This is a genomic window from Salmonella sp. SAL00672, assembly GCF_046552175.1.
Classification (GTDB): domain Bacteria; phylum Pseudomonadota; class Gammaproteobacteria; order Enterobacterales; family Enterobacteriaceae; genus Salmonella; species Salmonella enterica.
In genome coordinates, this window is the sequence record NZ_JBGDUQ010000010.1 from 109657 (window position 1) to 131769 (window position 22113).

At 51.1% G+C, this 22113-nt stretch carries 15 protein-coding genes and 3 pseudogenes; 12 read left to right on the forward strand and 6 right to left on the reverse strand.

Annotated elements, in window-relative coordinates; translation table 11 throughout:
- Nucleotides 1–8 precede the first annotated feature (8 nt).
- The 4 genes from ACLJTG_RS19690 to ACLJTG_RS19705 are packed head-to-tail and all read left to right on the forward strand — an operon-like array spanning nucleotide 9 to nucleotide 6917.
- Nucleotides 9–3371 carry a host specificity protein J gene (locus ACLJTG_RS19690; RefSeq protein WP_079927774.1) on the forward strand — a complete coding sequence of 1121 codons (3363 nt, stop codon included), beginning with the start codon at nucleotides 9–11 and terminating at the stop codon, nucleotides 3369–3371.
- Between the two features lie 38 nt (nucleotides 3372–3409).
- On the forward strand, nucleotides 3410–3652 hold the full coding sequence (locus ACLJTG_RS19695; RefSeq protein ID WP_000178849.1) for a hypothetical protein: 243 nt from the start codon (nucleotides 3410–3412) through the stop codon (nucleotides 3650–3652).
- A gap of 53 nt (nucleotides 3653–3705) precedes the next feature.
- Nucleotides 3706–6384: a prophage tail fiber N-terminal domain-containing protein gene (locus tag ACLJTG_RS19700; protein ID WP_079969972.1), complete on the forward strand. Its 2679-nt coding sequence runs from the start codon at nucleotides 3706–3708 to the stop codon at nucleotides 6382–6384.
- 14 nt (nucleotides 6385–6398) lie between these two features.
- Nucleotides 6399–6917 carry a tail fiber assembly protein gene (locus tag ACLJTG_RS19705; RefSeq protein WP_000421115.1) on the forward strand — a complete coding sequence of 173 codons (519 nt, stop codon included), beginning with the start codon at nucleotides 6399–6401 and terminating at the stop codon, nucleotides 6915–6917.
- A 314-nt stretch (nucleotides 6918–7231) separates the two neighbouring features.
- Here ACLJTG_RS19705 and ACLJTG_RS19710 read toward each other — a convergent pair whose 3' ends face one another.
- Nucleotides 7232–7333: a PagK family vesicle-borne virulence factor gene (locus ACLJTG_RS19710; RefSeq protein WP_223230078.1), complete on the reverse strand. Its 102-nt coding sequence runs from the start codon at nucleotides 7331–7333 to the stop codon at nucleotides 7232–7234.
- A 35-nt stretch (nucleotides 7334–7368) separates the two neighbouring features.
- Here ACLJTG_RS19710 and ACLJTG_RS19715 point away from each other — a divergent pair.
- Nucleotides 7369–7508, forward strand: a pseudogene (locus ACLJTG_RS19715) (hypothetical protein); the annotation flags it as partial.
- A gap of 47 nt (nucleotides 7509–7555) precedes the next feature.
- Here the strand turns inward: ACLJTG_RS19715 and ACLJTG_RS19720 are convergent.
- Together ACLJTG_RS19720 and ACLJTG_RS19725 are read right to left on the reverse strand one after the other, a co-directional pair.
- Nucleotides 7556–7729, reverse strand: a pseudogene (locus ACLJTG_RS19720) (phage tail protein); the annotation flags it as partial.
- 16 nt (nucleotides 7730–7745) lie between these two features.
- Nucleotides 7746–8516, reverse strand: coding sequence for a transporter substrate-binding domain-containing protein (locus tag ACLJTG_RS19725; protein WP_000758584.1), 771 nt, complete (start codon nucleotides 8514–8516; stop codon nucleotides 7746–7748).
- A gap of 475 nt (nucleotides 8517–8991) precedes the next feature.
- On the opposite strand from ACLJTG_RS19725, the pseudogene ACLJTG_RS19730 reads away from it, so the two are divergent.
- A pseudogene (locus ACLJTG_RS19730) lies at nucleotides 8992–9135 on the forward strand (helix-turn-helix domain-containing protein); the annotation flags it as partial.
- A 28-nt stretch (nucleotides 9136–9163) separates the two neighbouring features.
- Here the strand turns inward: ACLJTG_RS19730 and ACLJTG_RS19735 are convergent.
- Both ACLJTG_RS19735 and ACLJTG_RS19740 read right to left on the reverse strand, forming a co-directional pair.
- On the reverse strand, nucleotides 9164–9964 hold the full coding sequence (locus ACLJTG_RS19735; RefSeq protein WP_001536069.1) for a hypothetical protein: 801 nt from the start codon (nucleotides 9962–9964) through the stop codon (nucleotides 9164–9166).
- A gap of 475 nt (nucleotides 9965–10439) precedes the next feature.
- Complete coding sequence (locus ACLJTG_RS19740) at nucleotides 10440–10646, reverse strand: DinI-like family protein (protein ID WP_000497440.1); 207 nt, start codon at nucleotides 10644–10646, stop codon at nucleotides 10440–10442.
- 426 nt (nucleotides 10647–11072) lie between these two features.
- On the opposite strand from ACLJTG_RS19740, the gene pepN reads away from it, so the two are divergent.
- The 3 genes from pepN (at nucleotide 11073) to zapC (ending at nucleotide 15611) form a co-directional block, all read left to right on the forward strand.
- Nucleotides 11073–13685 carry an aminopeptidase N gene (gene pepN / locus ACLJTG_RS19745; RefSeq protein ID WP_079787389.1) on the forward strand — a complete coding sequence of 871 codons (2613 nt, stop codon included), beginning with the start codon at nucleotides 11073–11075 and terminating at the stop codon, nucleotides 13683–13685.
- A gap of 207 nt (nucleotides 13686–13892) precedes the next feature.
- On the forward strand, nucleotides 13893–14903 hold the full coding sequence (pyrD, locus tag ACLJTG_RS19750) for a quinone-dependent dihydroorotate dehydrogenase (RefSeq protein ID WP_000291723.1): 1011 nt from the start codon (nucleotides 13893–13895) through the stop codon (nucleotides 14901–14903).
- 165 nt (nucleotides 14904–15068) lie between these two features.
- Nucleotides 15069–15611 (forward strand): cell division protein ZapC, encoded by a 543-nt coding sequence (gene zapC / locus ACLJTG_RS19755; RefSeq protein ID WP_001220671.1) that lies wholly within the window; start codon nucleotides 15069–15071, stop codon nucleotides 15609–15611.
- On the opposite strand, the gene ACLJTG_RS19760 is transcribed toward zapC, so the two are convergent.
- Nucleotides 15608–16717, reverse strand: a complete 1110-nt coding sequence (locus ACLJTG_RS19760) for a YcbX family protein (protein WP_410959050.1) — start codon at nucleotides 16715–16717, stop codon at nucleotides 15608–15610. The genes zapC and ACLJTG_RS19760 overlap by 4 nt on opposite strands.
- A 98-nt stretch (nucleotides 16718–16815) precedes the next feature.
- Between ACLJTG_RS19760 and rlmKL the strand changes: the two genes are divergently transcribed.
- Genes rlmKL through pqiA form a run of 3 tightly spaced genes read left to right on the forward strand, consistent with a single transcriptional unit; the run spans nucleotide 16816 to nucleotide 22112 of the window.
- Nucleotides 16816–18924 carry a bifunctional 23S rRNA (guanine(2069)-N(7))-methyltransferase RlmK/23S rRNA (guanine(2445)-N(2))-methyltransferase RlmL gene (gene rlmKL, locus ACLJTG_RS19765; protein ID WP_001086485.1) on the forward strand — a complete coding sequence of 703 codons (2109 nt, stop codon included), beginning with the start codon at nucleotides 16816–16818 and terminating at the stop codon, nucleotides 18922–18924.
- A 12-nt stretch (nucleotides 18925–18936) separates the two neighbouring features.
- Nucleotides 18937–20844 (forward strand): ABC transporter ATP-binding protein, encoded by a 1908-nt coding sequence (locus ACLJTG_RS19770; RefSeq protein ID WP_023250206.1) that lies wholly within the window; start codon nucleotides 18937–18939, stop codon nucleotides 20842–20844.
- A gap of 14 nt (nucleotides 20845–20858) precedes the next feature.
- Complete coding sequence (gene pqiA, locus ACLJTG_RS19775; protein WP_079951478.1) at nucleotides 20859–22112, forward strand: membrane integrity-associated transporter subunit PqiA; 1254 nt, start codon at nucleotides 20859–20861, stop codon at nucleotides 22110–22112.
- Nucleotide 22113 lies beyond the last annotated feature (1 nt).

The window sequence follows — 22113 nt, forward strand, 5'->3', positions numbered from 1 at the left end:
GGTAATAAATGGGAAAGGGCGGCGGAAAAGGGCATACGCCCCGCGAGGCACCGGATAACCTTAAATCCACGCAGCTGCTGAGCGTCATCGATGCCATCAGCGAGGGACCGATAGAAGGCCCGGTGAACGGTCTGCAAAGTGTTCTGGTAAACCAGACGCCGGTGGTGGACCGCGACGGTAACACGAATATCCACGGCGTGAAGGTGGTATACCGCGTCGGTGAGCAGGAACAGACCCCGCTGGAGGGATTTGAATCGTCCGGCGCCGAGACGGTGCTTGGTGTACAGGTCAAATACGACAATCCGGTGACCAAAACCATCACGGCTGCAAATATTGACCGCCTGCGTTTTACGTTCGGCGTGCAGTCACTGGTGGAGGCCAACAGCAAGGGCGACCGCAATCCGACATCGGTCAGGCTGCAAATCCATCTTGAGCGCTATGGTCAGTGGGTGGTGGAAAAAGAAATTACGATTACCGGGAAAACAACCACACAGTATCTGGCCTCGGTGATAGTGGATAATCTCCCTCCCCGGCCATTCGGTATCCGGATGGTACGTGTGACGGCAGACAGTACCACTGACCAGTTACAGAACAACACGGTCTGGTCGTCGTATACCGAGATTATTGATGTCCGGCAGCGCTATCCCAACACCGCCGTAATTGGCCTGCAGGTGGCGTCTGAGCAGTTCGGCAGCCAGCAGGTGACGCGAAATTACCATTTTTTCGGGCGGATTATTCAGGTGCCGTCGAATTACGATCCGGTAGCGCGAACCTACAGCGGCATCTGGGACGGCACGTTCAAGCCTGCATACAGCAATAATCCGGCGTGGTGTCTCTGGGATATGCTGACTCATCCCCGTTATGGCATGGGACAGCGAATCGGCGCGGCGGACGTGGACAGGTGGGCGCTGTATGCAATAGGCCAGTACTGCGACCAGATGGTCCCTGACGGATTCGGCGGGACAGAGCCGCGTATGACCTTTAATGCGTATCTGGCACAGCAGCGTAAGGCGTGGGATGTGCTGACCGACTTCTGCTCCGCCATGCGTTGTATGCCGGTGTGGAACGGGCAGAGGCTGACCTTCGTGCAGGACAGGCCCTCGGATACAGTCTGGACCTATACCCGCAGCAATGTGGTAATGCCGGATGAGGGTACACCGTTCCGTTACAGCTTCAGTACGCGGAAGGACCGCCATAATGCGGTAGAGGTGAACTGGATCGACCCTGATAATGGCTGGCAGACATCCACGGAACTGGTGGAAGACACGGTCGCCATCAGTCACTACGGACGCAATCTGGTAAAAATGGATGCGTTTGGCTGTACCAGTCGCGGGCAGGCACACCGCGCCGGGCTGTGGCTGATAAAAACGGAGCTGCTGGAAACTCAGACGGTTGATTTTAGTGTGGGGGCGGAGGGGCTGCGCCACGTTCCCGGTGATGTGATTGAGGTTTGCGACGAGGATTATGCCGGCATCAGCCTGGGCGGGCGGATTCTGTCCGTTGACCGCGCCCGCCGCATTCTGACCCTTGACAGGGAGATTACCCTGCCGTCGTCCGGCACCACGCTGATAAGCCTGGTGGATGGCGAAGGCTTGCCGGTCAGCGTGGACGTGCAGTCTGTTACCGACGGTGTGCAGGTTCAGGTCAGCCGGATACCGGACGGCGTGGCGGAATACAGCGTCTGGGGGCTGAAACTGCCGTCGCTGCGCCAGCGTCTCTTCCGGTGTGTGGCTGTCCGGGAAAACGACGACGGAACGTATGCCATCACCGCCGTACAGCATGTGCCGGAAAAAGAGTCCATCGTGGACAACGGGGCATCATTCGATCCGCAACCCGGAACGATTCACGGCACCGTTCCCCCGGCGATACAACATCTGACCACAGAAATTCTGGCGGAGGAGGGACAGTATCAGGTACTGGCGCGCTGGGACACACCGCGAGTCGTTAAGGGCGTCTCGTTTTCTTTGCGCCTGAACGTGGCGGCGGAAGATGGCAGTGACCGGCTGGTAAGCAGCGCAGGAACGCCGGATACGCAGTACCGGTTCCGGGGGCTGACGCCGGGGCGCTATACCCTGTCCGTCAGGGCGGTGAACAGCCAGGGACAACAGGGATACCCGGCCAGCATACAGTTCAGCATCTCCGCGCCGGCGGCACCATCATTTATCGAACTCACCCCTGGCTATTTCCAGATTACAGCCACACCGCGTCAGGCGGTATACGACCCGACGGTGCAGTATGAGTTCTGGTTTTCAGACGCGCAGATTACGGATATCCATCAGGTGGAAAACGCCGCACGATATCTGGGAACGGCGCTGTACTGGATAGCGGCCAGTGTGAATATCAGGCCCGGCAGGGATTACTATTTTTATATCCGGGCGGTAAATCAGGTCGGTAAATCCGCATTCGTGGAGGCGACCGGGCAGGCCAGCAACGATGCCGCAGGCTATCTGGATTTTTTCAAAGGGCAGATAACTGAAAGTCACCTGGGTAAGGAACTGCTGGAGAAGGTGGAACTGACGGAGGATAACGCCAGCAAACTGCAGCAGTTTTCGAAGGAGTGGCAGGATGCTAACGATAAATGGAACGCCATGTGGGGCGTCAAAATAGAGCAGACCAAAGACGGCAAATATTATGTGGCCGGACTTGGACTGAGCATGGAAGACACGCCTGACGGGAAGATAAGCCAGTTCCTGGTGGCGGCGGATCGCATTGCTTATATTAACCCGGCAAACGGAAACGAGACGCCCGGATTCGTCATGCAGGGCGACCAGATAATCATGAATGAGGCGTTCCTGAAATATCTGAGCGCGCCGACCATTACCAGTGGCGGGAATCCTCCAGCATTTTCCCTGACGCCGGATGGAAAGCTGACTGCGAAAAATGCGGATATCAGCGGGCATATCAACGCTGTATCTGGCTCGTTTACGGGAGAAATCAATGCCACCTCCGGTAAGTTTTCTGGCGTGATAGAAGCAAGAGAGTTTGTCGGTGATATCTGCGGCTCAAAAGTCATGCAGGGCGTGAACATCAGGGCGACGAACGACGAACGCAGCACCTCAACACGGTATACCGACAGCGCCACCTATCAGATAGGGAAAACCATCACGGTGATGGCTAACTGTGAGCGTAACGGTGGCTCCGGTGCCATCACCGTCACGATAAATATTAACGGCCAGGTGAAAACGGCGGAGGTTATCCCGTATACCGCAGGGCTTCCGGCCATGTATCAGACCGTTGTCTTTTCGGTCTACACCACTTCACCTGTCGTGGATATCAGCGTTTCTCTGAGGGTTCGTGGGCAGTACACCACGTCTGCTTCCGTCTGGCCGCTGGTGATGGTTTCCCGGTCGGGGAGTAACTTCACAAACTGACCGGATTTTCGGTCCCTTTCGTTTAACGAGGAACAGATATGACTATGTCGCGCGTAATTTCTCTGGCGGCAGGGCTTTCCCTGTCCGTTTTATTTTCCACTGCTGCCGTTGCCGATAACGGAAGAGGAAGCGGCAACAGCAATATTGAAAACCAGACCCGGATTTATACCGGCACCGACCGTGGGCAGAAACAGCACCGCGAGGCAAAGGGAAAAACAATCACGCGGAGCGTCCAGTGTTCTCTGCCGGCATATTTACGTGACCCGGATAATCAGTGCTGAGATGTGAATGAATCTGAAGCCTGCCTGCGGGCGGGCTTTTTTATGGAGGTAATATGCCAGTACTTATTTCCGGCGTACTGAAAGATGCCACGGGAACGCCGGTACAGAACTGCACCATTCAGCTGAAGGCCTGCCGGACCAGTACGACGGTGGTCGTGAATACGGTGGCATCGGAAAATCCGGATGACGCCGGGCGCTACAGCATGGATGTGGAGCAGGGGCAGTACACTGTCACGCTCCTGGTGGAAGGGTATCCCCCGTCACATGCCGGAGTTATTACGGTTTACGATGATTCAAAGCCGGGCACCCTGAATGATTTTCTGGGGGCCATGACGGAAGACGACGTCCGCCCGGAGGCGCTGCGGCGTTTTGAGGCGATGGTGGAAGAAGTTGCCCGCCAGGCATCGGAGGCATCGCGGAATGCCACCTCCGCAGGGCAGGCATCTGAACAGGCGCAGACATCAGCAGGTCAGGCAGCGGAAAGCGCCACGGCAGCAGTGAATGCAGCCGGAGCGGCAGAAGCATCAGCCACACAGGCAGCCTCATCCGCAGCATCTGCGGAGAGCAGCGCAGGTACGGCGACCACAAAAGCCGGGGAGGCATCAGCCAGCGCGGCGTCGGCTGACACAGCCAGAACGGCAGCAGCCGCATCGGCAGCCGCAGCGAAAACATCTGAAGCGAATGCAGATGCCTCCCGTACTGCCGCCGGCGATTCAGCTGCTGCCGCAGCCGCCAGCGCGACGGCGGCGCAGACATCAGCAGCGCGCGCCGGAGCATCCGAAACCGCCGCGAAGATGTCAGAAACGCAGGCGGCCTCCAGTGCCGGTGATGCAGGTGCGTCAGCCACTGCGGCGGCAGCGTCGGAAAAGGCGGCAGCCGCATCGGCAGCCGCAGCAAAAATATCTGAGACAAACGCAGCAACGTCAGCAAGTACAGCAGCAGCCAGCGCAACAGCCGCCTCGTCATCAGCATCGGAGGCATCCAATCACGCCGCCGCATCTGATACCAGCGCATCACTGGCGGCGCAAAGCAGTACTGCTGCCGGAGCAGCAGCCACCAGAGCAGAAGATGCCGCAAAACGGGCAGAAGACATCGCGGACGTGATTTCCCTGGAAGATGCCAGCCTGACGAAAAAAGGTATCGTTAAGTTAAGCAGTGCCACGGACAGTGACAGCGAAGCGCTGGCAGCCACACCAAAGGCGGTAAAAACCGTTATGGGTGAGGTGCAGACCAAAGCGCCGCTGGACAGCCCGGCATTCACTGGAACGCCGACCACACCGACGCCGCCAGACGATGCTAAAGGGCTTCAGACAGCAAACGCGGAGTTTGTCCGCAAACTGATTGCCGCGCTGGTTGGTTCCGTACCGGAGTCACTGGACACCCTGCAGGAACTGGCGGACGCGCTGGGTAACGATCCGAGCTTTGCCACCACTGTACTGAATAAACTGGCGGGCAAGCAGCCGCTGGACGATACACTGACGGCGCTGTCAGGAAAAAGCGTTGACGGTCTTATCGAATACGTTGGTTTACGGGAAACCATAAATCACGCCGCCGATGCATTACTAAAATCGCAGAACGGCGGAGATATTCAGGACAAAAAACAATTTGCGAGAACTATCGGCGCTGTGACTTCAACTACAATTTCACTTGGCGAATCAGGCTGGTTCAAAATTGCTACGGTTGTAATGCCACAGGAAACGTCAACAGCGGTAATTAAGCTTTATGGAGGTTCGGGGTTTAACGTTGGATCATTTGAGCAAGCGGCTATCAGCGAACTGGTTCTGCGCGCCGGCAATGGTTCGCCTGTCGGAATTACTGCCACATTATGGAAACGCTCACCTAACGGTGTTCTTGAGTGCGCCTGGATTAACACATCAGGCGACAATTACGACATTTATGTCAGGATCAACCAGTATGCGTATTGGTTAATTGCACAGTACGATTATTCCGGTAATGCAAATGTCACGCTGCACAGTACACCTGAATATTCATCAGTACAGCCGGGAAACTCAACCAGCGGTCAGACATATGCACTGTTTAATAGTCTGATGAAACCCACAGCCGGTGACGTTGAGGCTCTGTCAGTTAATGGAGGACGGCTAAACGGTGCGTTAGGCATTGGTACTGATAATGTGCTGGGTGGAAGCTCAATTGTATTTGGCGATAACGATACCGGGTTTAAACAGAATGGCGACGGGATACTGGATACGTTTGCGAATAGCCAGCACACCGTTCGTGTCGCTCCCGGTGAAATGCAGGTTCTGGGGGCCATTCGCGCAGGCAATGCCAAACGAATGACCATGACTAGCTCAAATAACTCCGTGCTGAATGCTCAATTTAATTTGTGGGGTGACGGAAATCGACCAACAGTTATTGAGCTGGATGACGACCAGGGATGGCATTTATACAGCCAGCGTAATACCGATGGCAGTATTCAGTTTGTTGTTAATGGACAAGTTATTCCGGATAATTACGGTAATTTCGACGCCCGTTATTTAACATCAGGAAACGTATATACAAAAGGCGAATCAGATAATCGTTATGTCCAGAATATCCAGCGTGGCGCCCCAGTATGGCCGGGCAAAGTAGATGAATATGGACCTGCAGAAGCGCCTGCTGGTTGCTTTTTAACACAAGCCAGACATGACCCAACAACAGCATACGGTGTGACATTTGCGTATCGACCGTTGCAAATGTGGGTGGGTAATGGCTGGCGTACAATTAATGGATGATTAAGGAAACTATAATGGAATTAAAAAACGTAACCAGATACACTCCTGATGACCCGGATTATGATAACAACTTTCTGTATTTTCGTAGTGAAGATGGTCAGGATTTTTATGAGTCGCTGAGTAAATTCACGAAAAAATATAAGTTGTGTATTGACTCCGAAAATATAATCCGTTCCGTATCAGAAGATGTCTCTCGTCTTTATCCGGCTGGTTTTTCAGTTGTTGAGGTTAACAAGTTACCTGCAGGATTTAATATCTATGGCGACTGGAAATATTCGAACGGCGCTGTTGTCGCTGTTCCCGTTGATTATCATGCAAAAGCCGAAACCACACGTCAGAAGCTACTTACCGATGCTAACAGCACCATTGTCGACTGGCGAACCGAACTGGCGTTGGGGGATATCAGCGACGATGATAGGGCAAGCCTGACTAAATGGATGGTCTATATCAGGGCGCTGAAAATGCTGGATTTGAGCGATGTGAAAGATGAGGCCACCTTCACAGCAATCAGGTGGCCTGCATTACCACAGTAATAACTACTGGCTGGCTGGTTTCTCAGGAGGCATGGGCCAGTAAGTCAGTAATATGACGTTGTGAAAAAACAGGCTGGCGTTAATAAAATACACCAGCCTGAAGTAATATTCAGTTCAGGAGGAACTGATGAAGCATAATAACCAGATATACCATCAGTACTGATATGGTTGTTACAGCCTTCTGTAAAAATTAACAACCACAAATCTGACACCACTCCGGTGGTTTTTCTATATCTGGTGGCCAGTTGTCACACCAGGGGGGACGAATAAATGGGGCGGGTATTGGCGGCAGTCCACTGGAGGCGGATTTTGTATTATCTGGTGGGGGGTTTTGTATCACTAGCGGCCATCGCCGATGCCGAAAAGGCTGTAGCCGACAACACCAGAAGCAATGGGGAAAATATACGATGTCTCATAATATCACCCGTGAATATTCAGACTATCCTTACTGTTGACTTCCTTCATTTCCAGCATAGTTCACACTTCATCATCGTGGAATAAATAATTAAGTTTGTTGAGCGAGAATTTACTTACAGAAAAAATAATAAGCATCAATATTTTTGCAATATTTCAACTTATACCAGAATAAATGTGCTAAAAATCTGGTGACCAAGAATACCGACAACCAGTAATCGCTCCTGTGATAATGCAGACCATCTGATTGCTGTGAAGGTGGCCTCATCTGAAACGCCTGTTAAATCCAGCGTTTTAAGCTCCCTGATATAAGCCATCCATTTAGCCTGGCTGGCTTTATCATCGTCACATCTTTCACCCCGCGCCAGTTCTGTTCGTCAGTCGGCAATGGTGCTTGTCAAAACTTTGTGGCGGCTACTCTGGATTTATCTGCCACTTTCTGGCAAGTATGATTCTGTTTTCATCAGATAACCAGCTATTTACAGCGTCAAGAAGATACTGATTATCCTTCGCCATCATATAGACTTTATTACCGGCAGTGTCGGGGAGGATACTCCTGGTTGATACGCAGAAGACACCTGGCTCTTTGTTCTGGTAATAATTACCTTCGAGCAAGTCGGTAAACATGACATCAGCGCTGCGTTCACGAATCCTCTGCAGAGTGGCATCATTATCTTTTTCGCGAATAACATCTGCATACCTGATATGCTTGTCAACATAGTCCTGATTTGTACCACCTGGATTAACAACAATCCGCACGCCCTTACGGTCAATATCTTCAAGAGATTTGAAGTCATTAATCCTGTTACATTGCGTCAGCGCTATTTTCCCATTTTTAAGTACCGGAGAAGAAAGTGCGAACTGTTTTCTTCTGCCGGGAGTTTCTGTAATCCCTCCCATTGCAATATCAAATTTGTCTGCTGCCAGGTCAGTTGACAGCGTAGGCCAACTGCTAGGTACAAACAGGATATTCAGGTGCAGAGCTTTGCCCAGTGAATATGCCATATCAATATCAAAACCGATTAATTTATTTTGTCTGTTGTGAAATGCGAGGGGAGCATAGTCACCAGGCACCCCCACACGTAACTCTTTGCTTTCTTTAATCTCCTGCCAGGGTTTTGCCATCGCGGAATGAATACCTGAAAGTGACAACAAGATAACAAACATAAAATATACTTTTTTCATTACTCTTACCCTAATGTTTGATCAGTAGACTACAGATGAGATTGTCTTCTCTCTATTGCGCCGGTAACCTTTACCGGACAGGGAATCCAATAATAGTGGTATATTAAACGGGAGATCCTCTCGCCACGATATACCATCCGCTATGAAGACCTGCTTCGGGTTAAGTGACAGCTTCAATTAAATTTTCACCCTGATTTTTCACATTTCTGATGTGATGGATTACCTCAGTCACGTTGTTTGCAAGAGCATGCCTTGGTAGGCTACCTGCTGTTTAGTCAGGACTGACTGTAATCGTGTTTATAGGTCGTACAGTTCACTATTGTGATGTAACGTCGTATGTTGATCAGCAGATCGTATGCTGACGATTTCAAAAGTACATAATTAAGTACATTTTTATATGTCACTTTTTTTAATTCTATTTAATTCAGTTAGTTGAGTTTTTGTTTTCGTAATCGTTATTAAATAATAATCACAGGAACAATGGGCGCAGGCCGGGCGCCTGATTGGGGCGGGAGTACCGCGACAGCAGGTAGCGATTATTTATGATGTTGGCGTTTCGACGTTGTACAGAAAATTTCCGGCGAGTAACATGCCTTTGATGCCATTCATGGGAAAATAACACTCCTTTAATCAGCCATAAGAGTTAATTATATAAACTTAAATGGATTTGTTAATTGAATTTCATCAAGATTAACTCTATATAAAAGATTTATTGTCTTTGTTATGGCGTCTATATATTCTGCGCTATTCATTATAGCAGTGTATTTATCGTATGCTTCGAAGCAATGATTTTCATTGATATATTCACTGCTATTGTTTTTATAAATTTCATATGACTCTTCCTTTTTGAAAATGCGCGCATCCAGCCAAGGGTCAAGTATATATTCCGATATTCCTTTTGAATCAGTAAAAGTCAAAAAAACGACCACATGATTCCCTCCTGACGCGCTATTATACATAAGGGATGTGCTTATTCTGGCATCAAATACATTATTTTTCGAAAATCCTATTCCGGTTAGTCTTTGTGGTATATATTTTGCAATAATCGCACCTAAAATTAGCGACATATCAGCACAGTTCCCTGTGTTATATTTTATTGAATCAATGGAAGAATATATTAGACTCAGAGATATTGGGTTTTCTGGTCTTTCAGCCATAGCTCTGTCAAAAGAGTTTGCTTTTATAGTTTGCAGAAATTTCTTGTGATGTTCTCTTTGTAAATTAAGAGCGTCGTATTTTTCCTGCGTATCAATTTTAAGCCTGTCAATTTGCATAGCATCATAACTGTCCGATTTCTTTATTATTGTTCTGACAAAAACGGTACATTCTGAAGCAGCATTAATAATACAGGAGGATAAATCAACTGAAGTACTCTGTTGGTTGTTACAGGCGCTCACTCCAGTTGTGTCGAATTTTTCTGTAGCTACATGTCCAACATTTATAATCAATTACATTTCCCTGTATTCAAAATTAAGCGATATTCTTATGTCACGACAACCTAACAGGGACTGACTACAAAGATCTTTAAAGAAACGTTCATTATTGTATCTATTGATGAACTCCCTTCAGATTTAGAGGTTGTGCCCATGGTCGAAAAGCTCCTCTACGCTCATATACTTAACTTATCGGGGACATGGTAGGTTAGGATGTGAAAACACAGGGACAGTTACTGTCACTGCGAAGGCAGCAATAAGGAGGCCTATCCTGTACGAACTGTGGAAAACTATATCTTGTTCACGATCACCTGCATCGTTGACGATGCGCGATCCTGGAGGTTTGACGACTGCCCGGTATGATCGGTGCCGCAGCCACGTCGTATGCAGGAACGGCCTGCGGCAAACTGGCGATCGTTCGATAGTGCGAATATTGAATGGTTGCCAGTCGCGGCGGATTCTACTGGTTAAGAATGTCTAATCAATGTGTTTAATCTGAAACCAGGCATCTGTTCAACTTTTCGTGATCGCTTTTGTTGGCATCACTATTCAAGCAGTTTGCCTGCATCGGCTTCACCCTCACTTCGGCATCAGGGAAAATCTGGTGCACCTGCTTCGTCAGTTCGGCCAGAATGATCTCGCTGGCCCCTTCGAGTCCTTCAACATTACGCTTGTCATAAACCAGTTCTACGAACATACGTGTTTCGCTAATAACTGTTTGTATATACAGTATTTTTGCTTTGGCGGTTTTGTCTGTCAAGGCATGAACCACTTGTTTTTAAATTTTGGGGAACATACTGCGGGCGTGTTTGTTATCGATTTTCCCTGCAGGGCTGATGGGGTCTGGCGTTGACTAAAATTATGTGTGGGGCATGGATGGGGCAAAAGTGGTCTGTGAAGTTCGTTAAAGTTCGTTAATCAAGCTTCATCTCGATCTCGCTCATCCCTTGTTTAAAGCGCTCCTGGACGATCTTTATCGATTTTAAAAACTATGAGTACATATTATAAAAATGTAGCAAATAGGCCGTTTGTGCCTGAAAAGATGAACATTCTGCGTAGCGCGATTTGCGCAACAGGAATAGACTGGAGTCGACACTCTACACAAAGATGCGAAAGGTTTTTTATGACACAACAGCCACAAGCCAAATACCGCCATGACTATCGCGCGCCGGATTACCAGATTACTGATATTGACTTGACCTTTGACCTCGATGCCGAAAAAACCGTGGTCACCGCAATAAGCCAGGCTGTTCGTCATAGCGCGCCTGATGCGCCTCTTCGCCTTGATGGGGAAGATTTAACGCTGGTATCTATCCACGTCAACGATGCGCCGTGGACAGCATATAAGGAAGAAGAGGGCGCGCTTATCATCAGCGACCTGCCAGAGCGTTTTACGTTACGCATTGTCAACGAGATAAGTCCGGCGGCGAATACGGCGCTGGAAGGATTGTACCAGTCCGGCGATGCGCTCTGTACCCAGTGTGAAGCGGAGGGCTTCCGCCATATTACCTGGTATCTTGACCGCCCGGACGTACTGGCGCGATTTACCACCAAAATTATTGCCGATAAAAGCAAATATCCGTTCCTGCTTTCCAATGGCAACCGTGTTGCGCAGGGTGAACTGGAGAATGGCCGTCACTGGGTTCAGTGGCAAGATCCGTTCCCGAAACCGTGTTATCTGTTTGCGCTGGTGGCCGGTGATTTTGACGTGCTGCGCGATACCTTTACCACCCGCTCCGGGCGTGAAGTCGCATTAGAACTGTACGTTGACCGTGGCAATCTGGATCGCGCGCCGTGGGCAATGACTTCGCTGAAAAATTCCATGAAATGGGATGAAACGCGTTTTGGGCTCGAATATGACCTCGACATCTATATGATTGTCGCGGTGGATTTCTTTAATATGGGCGCGATGGAGAATAAAGGTCTCAATATCTTTAACTCCAAATACGTGCTGGCGCGAACCGATACCGCGACGGATAAAGATTATCTCGATATTGAGCGCGTGATAGGTCATGAGTATTTCCACAACTGGACCGGCAACCGCGTCACCTGCCGCGACTGGTTCCAGTTGAGCCTGAAAGAGGGGCTAACCGTGTTCCGCGATCAGGAGTTTAGCTCTGATTTGGGGTCACGCGCGGTGAACCGCATCAGTAACGTGCGTACCATGCGCGGTTTACAATTCGCGGAAGACGCCAGCCCGATGGCGCATCCTATCCGCCCGGATAAAGTAATCGAAATGAATAACTTCTACACCCTCACCGTTTATGAAAAGGGTGCGGAAGTCATTCGCATGATCCACACGTTGCTGGGTGAGGAAAATTTCCAGAAGGGGATGCAGCTTTATTTTGAGCGCCATGACGGCAGCGCCGCGACGTGTGATGACTTCGTACAGGCGATGGAAGATGCTTCTAATGTCGATTTGTCCCATTTCCGCCGCTGGTACAGTCAGTCCGGCACGCCGATTGTAACGGTAAAAGATGATTATAATCCGGAAACCGAGCAGTACTCGTTGACCATCAGCCAGCGCACTCCGGCGACGGCGGATCAGGCGGAGAAGCAGCCGCTGCATATTCCATTCGCCATCGAACTGTACGATAACGAAGGCAACGTCATTCCGTTGCAAAAAGGCGGTCACCCGGTCAACGCCGTGCTGAACGTCACGCAGGCGGAGCAGACATTTACCTTCGATAATGTTTACTTCCAGCCTGTTCCGGCCTTGCTGTGCGAGTTTTCAGCGCCGGTGAAACTGGAATATAAATGGAGCGATCAGCAGTTGACGTTCCTGATGCGCCATGCGCGCAATGATTTCTCCCGTTGGGATGCGGCGCAAAGCCTGCTGGCCACATACATTAAACTGAATGTGGCGCGTCATCAGCAGGGGCAACCGCTATCGCTTCCGGTGCATGTCGCTGATGCGTTCCGCGCAGTACTGTTGGATGAGAAAATCGATCCGGCGTTGGCCGCAGAAATTTTAACGCTGCCTTCGGCCAATGAAATTGCGGAGCTGTTTGAGGTCATTGACCCGATCGCCATTGCGCAAGTTCGTGAAGCGCTAACGCGTACGCTGGCGGCAGAACTGGCGGATGAGTTCCTGGCTATCTATAACGTCAATCATGTGGATGAGTATCGTGTTGATCACGGCGATATCGGTAAGCGCACGCTGCGCAATGCTTGCCTGCGCTTCCTGGCGTTCGGCGAGACGGAGCTGGCTAATACGCTGGTCAGCAAACAGTATCGCGACGCCAATAATATGACCGATGCGCTGGCGGCCCTGTCTGCTGCAGTGGCGGCGCAGTTGCCGTGCCGCGATATGCTGATGCAGGAGTATGACGATAAGTGGCATCAGGACGGCCTGGTGATGGATAAATGGTTTATCCTGCAATCCACAAGCCCGGCGGAAAATGTACTGGAAACCGTACGCGGCCTGCTCAAACACCGTTCTTTCAGTATGAGCAACCCGAACCGCATCCGTTCATTAATTGGCGCGTTTGCTGGCAGCAACCCGGCGGCGTTCCATGCGCAAGACGGTAGCGGATACCAGTTCCTGGTCGAGATGCTGACCGATCTGAATAGCCGTAACCCGCAGGTAGCATCTCGCCTCATTGAACCGCTGATTCGTCTGAAACGTTATGATGATAAGCGTCAGGAGAAAATGCGCGCGGCGCTGGAGCAGTTAAAAGGACTGGAGAATCTTTCCGGCGATCTGTACGAGAAGATAACTAAAGCGTTAGCCTGACAGTATCCGTTATAAAGAGGTAAGACATGCCCGGTAAGCGTTAGCGCTGCCGGGCATTTTTTTGCCGGACGATGACGCTCGCTGGCGAAACGTGAAGTGAGAATGAAGGAAAACGATTGCTATTTATTGCCGTAGGTCAATTCCCTTTTGCTTTGTTATCGCCCATAATATGCCCCCGGTTTGCACACCGGGAATCCAGGAGAGTTCATGTACTATCCCTTCGTTCGTAAAGCCCTTTTCCAGCTCGATCCAGAGCGCGCTCATGAATTTACATTTCAACAATTACGCCGCATTACAGGTACGCCGCTGGAAGCGCTGGTGCGCCAGAAAGTACCGACAAAGCCGGTTACCTGCATGGGACTTACCTTTAAAAATCCACTGGGGCTGGCTGCCGGTCTGGATAAAGACGGGGAGTGCATCGACGCGTTAGGCGCGATGGGGTTTGGCTCCCTGGAAATCGGCACCGTGACGCCGCGCCCACAGCCGGGTAACGATAAGCCGCGTCTTTTTCGTCTGGTGGATGCTGAAGGTCTGATCAATCGGATGGGCTTTAATAATCTGGGCGTCGATAACCTGGTCGAGAATGTTAAAAAAGCCCATTTTGATGGTATTCTGGGAATTAACATCGGTAAAAATAAAGATACGCCTGTCGAAAATGGCAAAGATGACTACCTGATTTGTATGGAAAAAGTCTATGCTTATGCGGGTTATATCGCCATTAATATTTCTTCGCCGAATACGCCAGGGCTACGTACGCTCCAGTATGGCGATGCGCTGGACGATCTGTTAACTGCCATTAAAAATAAGCAAAACGATCTTCAGGCGATCCACCATAAATATGTGCCGGTGGCAGTAAAGATCGCGCCGGATCTTTGTGAAGAAGAATTGATCCAGGTTGCCGATAGCCTGCTTCGTCATAATATTGATGGGGTGATTGCGACAAATACCACCCTCGATCGTTCTCTGGTACAAGGAATGAAAAATTGCCAGCAAACGGGGGGATTAAGTGGCCGACCATTACAATTAAAAAGCACAGAAATTATTCGCCGTTTATCCCAGGAGTTAAAGGGACAATTGCCTATTATCGGCGTCGGCGGCATTGACTCAGTTATCGCCGCGCGCGAGAAGATAGCGGCAGGAGCTACGCTGGTACAAATTTATTCCGGCTTTATTTTTAAAGGCCCGCCATTGATTAAAGAAATCGTAACGCACATCTAAACTTTAGCCTTTATCAGACAACCAGGGCTTTATTTCCGGCGCTGGTTGTTTTATATTTCTCCACTGTTGCTTATTTAGACATTTTAGGCTTTTATTATTGGGGTAATAAACGAAGCGGCAAAAGGACAATGCTGTTACGAGTTGCTTAAAAGCGGGAGAGAGGTAATGCGAATTAAACCTGACGATAACTGGCGCTGGTATTATGATGAAGAGCACGATCGTATGATGCTCGATCTCGCCAATGGTATGCTTTTTCGCTCGCGCTTCTCTCGTAAAATGCTTACGCCGGACGCGTTTTGCCCGACCGGTTTTTGTGTGGATGATGCCGCGCTCTATTTTTCCTTTGAAGAAAAATGCCGGGATTTCGAATTAACCAAAGAGCAACGCGCGGAGTTGGTATTGAATGCGCTGGTGGCGATTCGCTATCTCAAACCGCAGATGCCAAAAAGCTGGCATTTTGTAGCGCATGGCGAAATGTGGACCCCAGGAACGGGCGATGCCGCAAGCGTCTGGTTAAGCGATACGGCGGAACAGGTTAATTTGCTGGTCGTTGAGCCGGGAGAAAATGCCGCGTTGTGTCTGCTGGCCCAGCCGGGCGTGGTGATAGCAGGCCGAACCATGCAGCTTGGCGATGCGATTAAAATTATGAACGACAGGCTGAAACCGCAGGTTCACTGTCACAGTTTCAGCCTTGAACAAGCGGTTTAATTTTCCAGTCGTAACGCGGTCTTAGGCACGCAGCTACAGCTCAGAATCGTACCATCGTCACCCATAGCCGATTTTTTCAGCGGACTTACTTCGCCTTCCAGCAAACGTATCCGGCAGCAACCACAGATACCAGCCCGGCAAGAATACGGAATACGAATCCCCTTATTCTCCAACTGTTCAAGTAGTACCTGTTGATTATTCCCGCAGAAGGTTTGCCCCTGCCAGTCGATGGTTACACTCGCGTCCGGGTGTTTATCTGGCGTAACGCTGTCGTCGACCGTTGTGGCGCCATAAGCTTTTGCCGGAGCTGTCGCCAGAATCTCCACTTCATCGCCGACGCGAATGACGCCGCTATTGCGGGCAATCAGATTCTGACCGAAATCCACATCGCCATTGTCCTGGGCGGTACGAAAAGCTTGCAGTGTCGCCAGCGGTTCTCCGGAAGGATGTTTTTGACCCTTTTCAGGGCTGACGGTCGTAAAAATACAGCGGCTACAGGGCTTCACGACGTCAAAAATCACATCGCCAATGCGAAGCACTTTCCAGCTATCTTCCTCCCAGGCCGCTACGCCGGAAACCACTAAGTTTGGGCGAAATTGTTCCATTTGTACGCCTGCCGGACAACGCTGTTGCAGATCGCGCAGCGAGGCTTCGTTGGTCAATAAATACGGGTAGCCATCGGCAAATCCCAGCGGCACCGCGTTATGTCGTTTGACCCGGCGCGTCAACTGCGGCCCAACCCAGCGCAACTGGACATCGCGGGAGAAAAAGCCGCTCAACCATTGATTAATCGCCGTCGGGGCGACGCGAGCGGTAAAATGGTTTCCCCAGACCTCGGTCGGCGCATCCTGCGGGGTGAAATCCGTAAAGCGAACCAGCGCGCTACTGCCGTCTGGCGCGGTCAAATGGAGGCCGTCGTGTAAGGGAGAGGGGGTAAAACGTACCATTTGTGGAAACTGGCGGGCGGTAATAAATGTGCCGTCAGGCTCGGTCACCATGAAGATGCGATCAAAAGCCAGGCCGCTGATATCTGCCAGCGCATGAGTGAGGCCAATGCCGCGCATGGATTTGACCGGATGAATAAAGAGCCGTGATAACGTCGCCACCGTACAGTCCCTCAAATGAAAATAAGCCTTCAACTTTATGACATGGGCGTGAGATTAGCTATAATGCGCAACAATTTTCTTAGCGTAAAAGTGACAATATGAATTCTCTGTTTGCCAGTACGGCCCGCGGGCTGGAAGAGCTGTTAAAAACTGAACTGGAAAAACTGGGCGCCGTAGGGTGTCAGGTTGTTCAGGGTGGGGTCCATTTTCAGGGCGACACGCGGCTTATTTACCAGAGCCTGATGTGGAGCCGCCTGGCCTCGCGTATTATCCTGCCGATGGGTGAGTGCAAGGTCTACAGCGATCTCGATCTTTACCTCGGCGTTCAGGCGATAAACTGGACAGAGATTTTTAATCCTGGCGCGACGTTTGCGGTGCATTTCAGCGGCCTGAACGACACCATCCGTAATAGTCAGTATGGAGCGATGAAAGTTAAAGACGCGATTGTCGATGCGTTTACGCGGAAAAATCTTCCGCGTCCAAATGTGGACCGCGAATCGCCGGACCTCCGTATTAACGTCTGGCTGAATAAAGAAACTGCCAGCATTGCGCTGGATCTCAGTGGTGATGGCCTGCACCTGCGCGGTTATCGCGATCGCACCGGGCTGGCGCCAATTAAAGAGACGCTGGCGGCAGCGATTGTTATGCGTTCCGGCTGGCAACCCGGTACGCCGCTGCTCGACCCTATGTGTGGTTCGGGGACACTGTTGATTGAAGCCGCGATGTGGGCGACCGATCGCGCGCCGGGACTGCACCGTGGTCACTGGGGATTTAGCGGCTGGGCACAGCATGACGAAACTATCTGGCAGGAAGTGAAAGCCGAAGCGCAGACCCGGGCGCGTAAGGGACTGGCGGAGTATTCCTCTCATTTCTACGGTTCCGACAGCGATGCGCGTGTCATTGAGCGGGCGCGCAGCAACGCCCGTCGCGCCGGTATCGGGGAGCTTATCACCTTTGAAGTGAAAGATGTGGCGCAACTGAGTAATCCATTGCCGAAAGGCCCGTATGGTACGGTGATCAGTAACCCGCCTTACGGCGAACGTCTGGACAGCGAACCGGCGCTGATTGCGTTGCACAGCCTGCTGGGCCGTACCATGAAAAATCAGTTTGGCGGCTGGAACCTGTCGCTGTTCAGCGCTTCGCCCGATCTGCTGGGCAGCCTGCAATTACGTGCCGACAAACAGTTTAAAGCCAAGAATGGCCCGCTGGACTGCGTGCAGAAAAACTATCATATTGCGGAAACCACGGCGGACAGTAAGCCGGCGACGGTGGCGGAAGATTACGCTAATCGCCTGCGTAAAAATCTTAAAAAGCTGGAGAAATGGGCGCGCCAGGAAGGGATTGAATGCTATCGCTTGTATGATGCCGACCTGCCGGAATATAACGTGGCGGTAGACCGTTACGGCGACTGGGCGGTGATTCAGGAATATGCGCCGCCGAAAACGGTGGATGCGCAAAAAGCGCGGCAACGTCTGTTCGATATTATTGCGGCAACCTTGTCAGTGCTCGGTATTCCGCCGAATAAACTGGTGTTAAAAACCCGTGAACGGCAAAAAGGAAAAAACCAGTATCAGAAAATGAGCGAGAAGGGCGAGTTCCTTGAGGTCAGCGAATATAATGCGCGCTTATGGGTAAATCTGACGGATTATCTCGACACCGGTCTGTTCCTCGATCACCGTATTGCCCGCAGAATGCTGGGAGAAATGAGCAAAGGCAAAGATTTCCTGAATCTCTTTTCTTATACCGGCAGCGCCAGCGTACATGCGGGTCTGGGCGGCGCGCGCAGCACCACAACGGTGGATATGTCCCGTACCTATCTGGAGTGGGCCGAACGTAATTTGCGTCTGAACGGACTGAGCGGCCGCGCGCATCGCCTGATTCAGGCCGACTGCCTGGGCTGGCTGCGCGAGGCGAATGAACAGTTCGATTTGATCTTTATCGATCCGCCGACGTTCTCTAACTCAAAACGTATGGAAGAGTCGTTTGATGTTCAGCGCGATCATGTCGCGTTAATGAAAGATTTAAAACGCCTGCTGCGTAAAGGCGGCACCATCATGTTCTCAAATAATAAGCGCGGATTCCGTATGGATCTGGAAGGGCTGGCGGAACTGGGGCTTACCGCACAAGAAATTACGCAAAAAACGCTTTCCCCGGATTTTGCCCGTAACCGTCAGATTCATAACTGCTGGCTGATCCGCGCCGCCTGAAAGGAAAAGTAAATGTCATTAATCAGTATGCATGGCGCATGGCTGTCGTTCAGCGACGCGCCGCTTCTCGATAACGCAGAGTTGCATATCGAAGATAACGAACGCGTCTGTCTGGTGGGGCGTAACGGCGCCGGGAAATCCACCTTGATGAAGATCCTCAACCGCGAACAGGGTCTGGACGATGGGCGTATTATTTATGAGCAGGATCTGATCGTCGCGCGTCTGCAACAGGATCCGCCCCGTAATATTGCGGGCAGCGTCTATGACTTTGTCGCCGAAGGTATCGAAGAACAAGCGGAATACCTCAAGCGCTATCATGAGATTTCCCGTCTGGTGATGACCGATCCCAGCGAGAAAAACCTCAATGAAATGGCGCGCGTACAGGAACAGCTCGATCATCATAATCTGTGGCAGCTGGAAAACCGTATTAATGAAGTGCTGGAGCAGCTTGGACTCGATCCTAACGCCGCGCTGTCGTCGCTCTCCGGCGGCTGGCTGCGTAAAGCCGCGCTGGGTCGGGCGCTGGTCAGCAATCCGCGCGTATTGTTACTGGATGAACCGACTAACCATCTGGATATCGAAACTATCGACTGGCTGGAAGGGTTTCTGAAAACCTTTAACGGAACGATTATTTTTATCTCTCACGATCGTTCGTTTATTCGCAATATGGCAACCCGCATTGTCGATCTCGATCGTGGCAAACTGGTCACCTATCCGGGAAATTACGATCAATACCTGCTGGAGAAAGAAGAAGCGCTGCGCGTAGAAGAATTACAAAACGCGGAATTTGATCGCAAACTGGCGCAGGAAGAAGTCTGGATTCGCCAGGGTATCAAGGCGCGCCGCACCCGTAATGAAGGGCGCGTGCGGGCGTTAAAAGCGATGCGTCGTGAACGCAGCGAGCGCCGGGAAGTGATGGGCACGGCGAAGATGCAGGTCGAAGAAGCGACGCGCTCCGGTAAAATCGTTTTTGAGATGGAAAATGTCGATTACCAGGTAGAAGGAAAACAACTGGTAAAAGATTTCTCCGCTCAGGTACAGCGCGGTGACAAGATTGCGTTAATTGGCCCGAACGGCTGCGGTAAAACCACGCTACTGAAACTGATGCTGGGACAGCTTCAGGCTGACAGCGGGCGCATCCACGTAGGAACGAAGCTGGAAGTCGCCTACTTCGATCAGCATCGCGCCGAACTGGACCCGGAAAAAACCGTGATGGATAACCTGGCGGAAGGCAAGCAGGAGGTGATGGTAAACGGTAAGCCGCGCCATGTACTGGGCTATTTGCAGGACTTCCTGTTTCACCCCAAACGGGCGATGACGCCCGTCCGCGCGCTTTCCGGCGGCGAACGTAACCGTCTGCTGCTGGCGCGACTGTTCCTCAAGCCGAGCAATCTTTTAATTCTCGATGAACCAACGAACGATCTTGACGTCGAAACGCTGGAACTATTAGAAGAATTAATTGATGGCTATCAGGGCACGGTACTACTGGTCAGCCACGATCGGCAATTTGTCGATAATACCGTGACGGAATGCTGGATTTTCGAGGGCGGCGGCAAAATCGGACGTTATATTGGCGGCTACCATGATGCGCGTGCGCAGCAAGAGCAGCATCTGGCGACGAAACAGCCAGTGGCGAAAAAAAATGAGGAAGTTATTGCCTCTAAAGCAGAAATTGTAAAACGTGGCAGTAGCAAACTAAGCTATAAACTGCAGCGCGAGCTGGAGCAGTTACCCGGTCAGCTTGAAGACCTGGAAGCGAAGCTGGAAGCGCTACAGGCGCAGGTTGCGGATGCGGCCTTTTTTAGCCAACCCCATGAGCAAACGCAGAAAGTTCTGGCCGATTTAAGTCAGGCGGAGCAAGAACTTGAGCAAGCCTTCGAACGTTGGGAGTATCTTGAAGGCCTGAAAAACGGGGCATAACGAAAGGAGCGCCTATGTGTGAACATCACCATGCTGCGAAGCACATATTGTGCCCGCAATGTGACATGCTGGTGGCTTTACCCCGCCTCTCGCATGGGCAAAAAGCAGCATGTCCACGATGCGGCGCAACGTTAACGACCGAGTGGGACGCGCCCCGGCAGCGTCCTACCGCCTATGCGTTAGCGGCACTATTTATGTTGCTGCTTTCTAACCTTTTTCCCTTCGTGAATATGAATGTCGCGGGCGTCACCAGCGAAGTCACGCTTCTGGAAATCCCCGGCGTCATGTTTTCTGAAGATTACGCCAGCCTCGGCACGTTCTTTTTATTATTTGTCCAACTGGTGCCGGCATTTTGCCTGGTGACTATTCTATTACTTGTCAACCGCGCCAGTCTGCCGTTGTCGGTAAAAAAAACGCTGGCAAGGATCTTTTTCCTCCTCAAATCGTGGGGAATGGCAGAAATATTTCTCGCCGGGGTGTTGGTCAGTTTTGTTAAGCTGATGGCCTACGGCGATATCGGCATCGGCAGCAGCTTTATTCCCTGGTGCTTATTTTGTCTCGTTCAACTGCGGGCGTTCCAGTGTGTCGATCGCCGCTGGTTGTGGGATGATATCGCCCCGCAGCCTGTACTGGCGCAGCCGTTAACGCCGGGGGTTACCGGTATCCGGCAGTCTTTGCGTTCTTGCGCCTGCTGTACGGCGATCCTGCCTGCGGAGAGTCTCGTCTGTCCGCGTTGCCATACGAAAGGCTATGTCCGGCGTAAAAACAGTTTGCAGTGGACGCTGGCGTTATTATTTACCTCGATCATGCTTTATCTGCCCGCCAATATTTTGCCGATTATGATTACCGACTTACTGGGCTCGAAAATGCCGTCGACCATTCTGGCTGGCGTGATTTTGCTGTGGAGCGAGGGGTCTTATCCGGTGGCGGCGGTTATCTTTCTCGCCAGTATTATGGTGCCGACGCTAAAAATGATCGCCATTGCCTGGCTTTGTTGGGATGCGAAAGGCCACGGTAAGCGCGACAGTGAACGGATGCATTTTATTTATGAAGTAGTGGAGTTTGTGGGGCGCTGGTCAATGATTGATGTCTTTGTCATTGCCGTACTCTCTGCGCTGGTGCGTATGGGAGGGTTAATGAATATTTATCCTGCGATGGGTGCGTTGATGTTTGCTTTAGTCGTCATAATGACAATGTTTTCTGCGATGACCTTTGATCCGCGTCTGTCGTGGGATCGTGAGTACGAACCAGGCCATGAGGAGTCCTGAT

What these genes read in the sequence shown, in the direction of transcription:
- ACLJTG_RS19690 (WP_079927774.1), top strand. Translation starts at nt 9, where the DNA reads ATGGGAAAGGGCGGCGGAAAAGGGCATACGCCCCGCGAGGCACCGGAT.
- ACLJTG_RS19695 (WP_000178849.1), top strand. Translation starts at nt 3,410, where the DNA reads ATGACTATGTCGCGCGTAATTTCTCTGGCGGCAGGGCTTTCCCTGTCC.
- ACLJTG_RS19700 (WP_079969972.1), top strand. Translation starts at nt 3,706, where the DNA reads ATGCCAGTACTTATTTCCGGCGTACTGAAAGATGCCACGGGAACGCCG.
- ACLJTG_RS19705 (WP_000421115.1), top strand. Translation starts at nt 6,399, where the DNA reads ATGGAATTAAAAAACGTAACCAGATACACTCCTGATGACCCGGATTAT.
- ACLJTG_RS19710 (WP_223230078.1), bottom strand. Translation starts at nt 7,333, where the DNA reads ATGAGACATCGTATATTTTCCCCATTGCTTCTGGTGTTGTCGGCTACA.
- ACLJTG_RS19725 (WP_000758584.1), bottom strand. Translation starts at nt 8,516, where the DNA reads ATGAAAAAAGTATATTTTATGTTTGTTATCTTGTTGTCACTTTCAGGT.
- ACLJTG_RS19740 (WP_000497440.1), bottom strand. Translation starts at nt 10,646, where the DNA reads ATGTTCGTAGAACTGGTTTATGACAAGCGTAATGTTGAAGGACTCGAA.
- pepN (WP_079787389.1), top strand. Translation starts at nt 11,073, where the DNA reads ATGACACAACAGCCACAAGCCAAATACCGCCATGACTATCGCGCGCCG.
- pyrD (WP_000291723.1), top strand. Translation starts at nt 13,893, where the DNA reads ATGTACTATCCCTTCGTTCGTAAAGCCCTTTTCCAGCTCGATCCAGAG.
- zapC (WP_001220671.1), top strand. Translation starts at nt 15,069, where the DNA reads ATGCGAATTAAACCTGACGATAACTGGCGCTGGTATTATGATGAAGAG.
- rlmKL (WP_001086485.1), top strand. Translation starts at nt 16,816, where the DNA reads ATGAATTCTCTGTTTGCCAGTACGGCCCGCGGGCTGGAAGAGCTGTTA.
- ACLJTG_RS19770 (WP_023250206.1), top strand. Translation starts at nt 18,937, where the DNA reads ATGTCATTAATCAGTATGCATGGCGCATGGCTGTCGTTCAGCGACGCG.
- pqiA (WP_079951478.1), top strand. Translation starts at nt 20,859, where the DNA reads ATGTGTGAACATCACCATGCTGCGAAGCACATATTGTGCCCGCAATGT.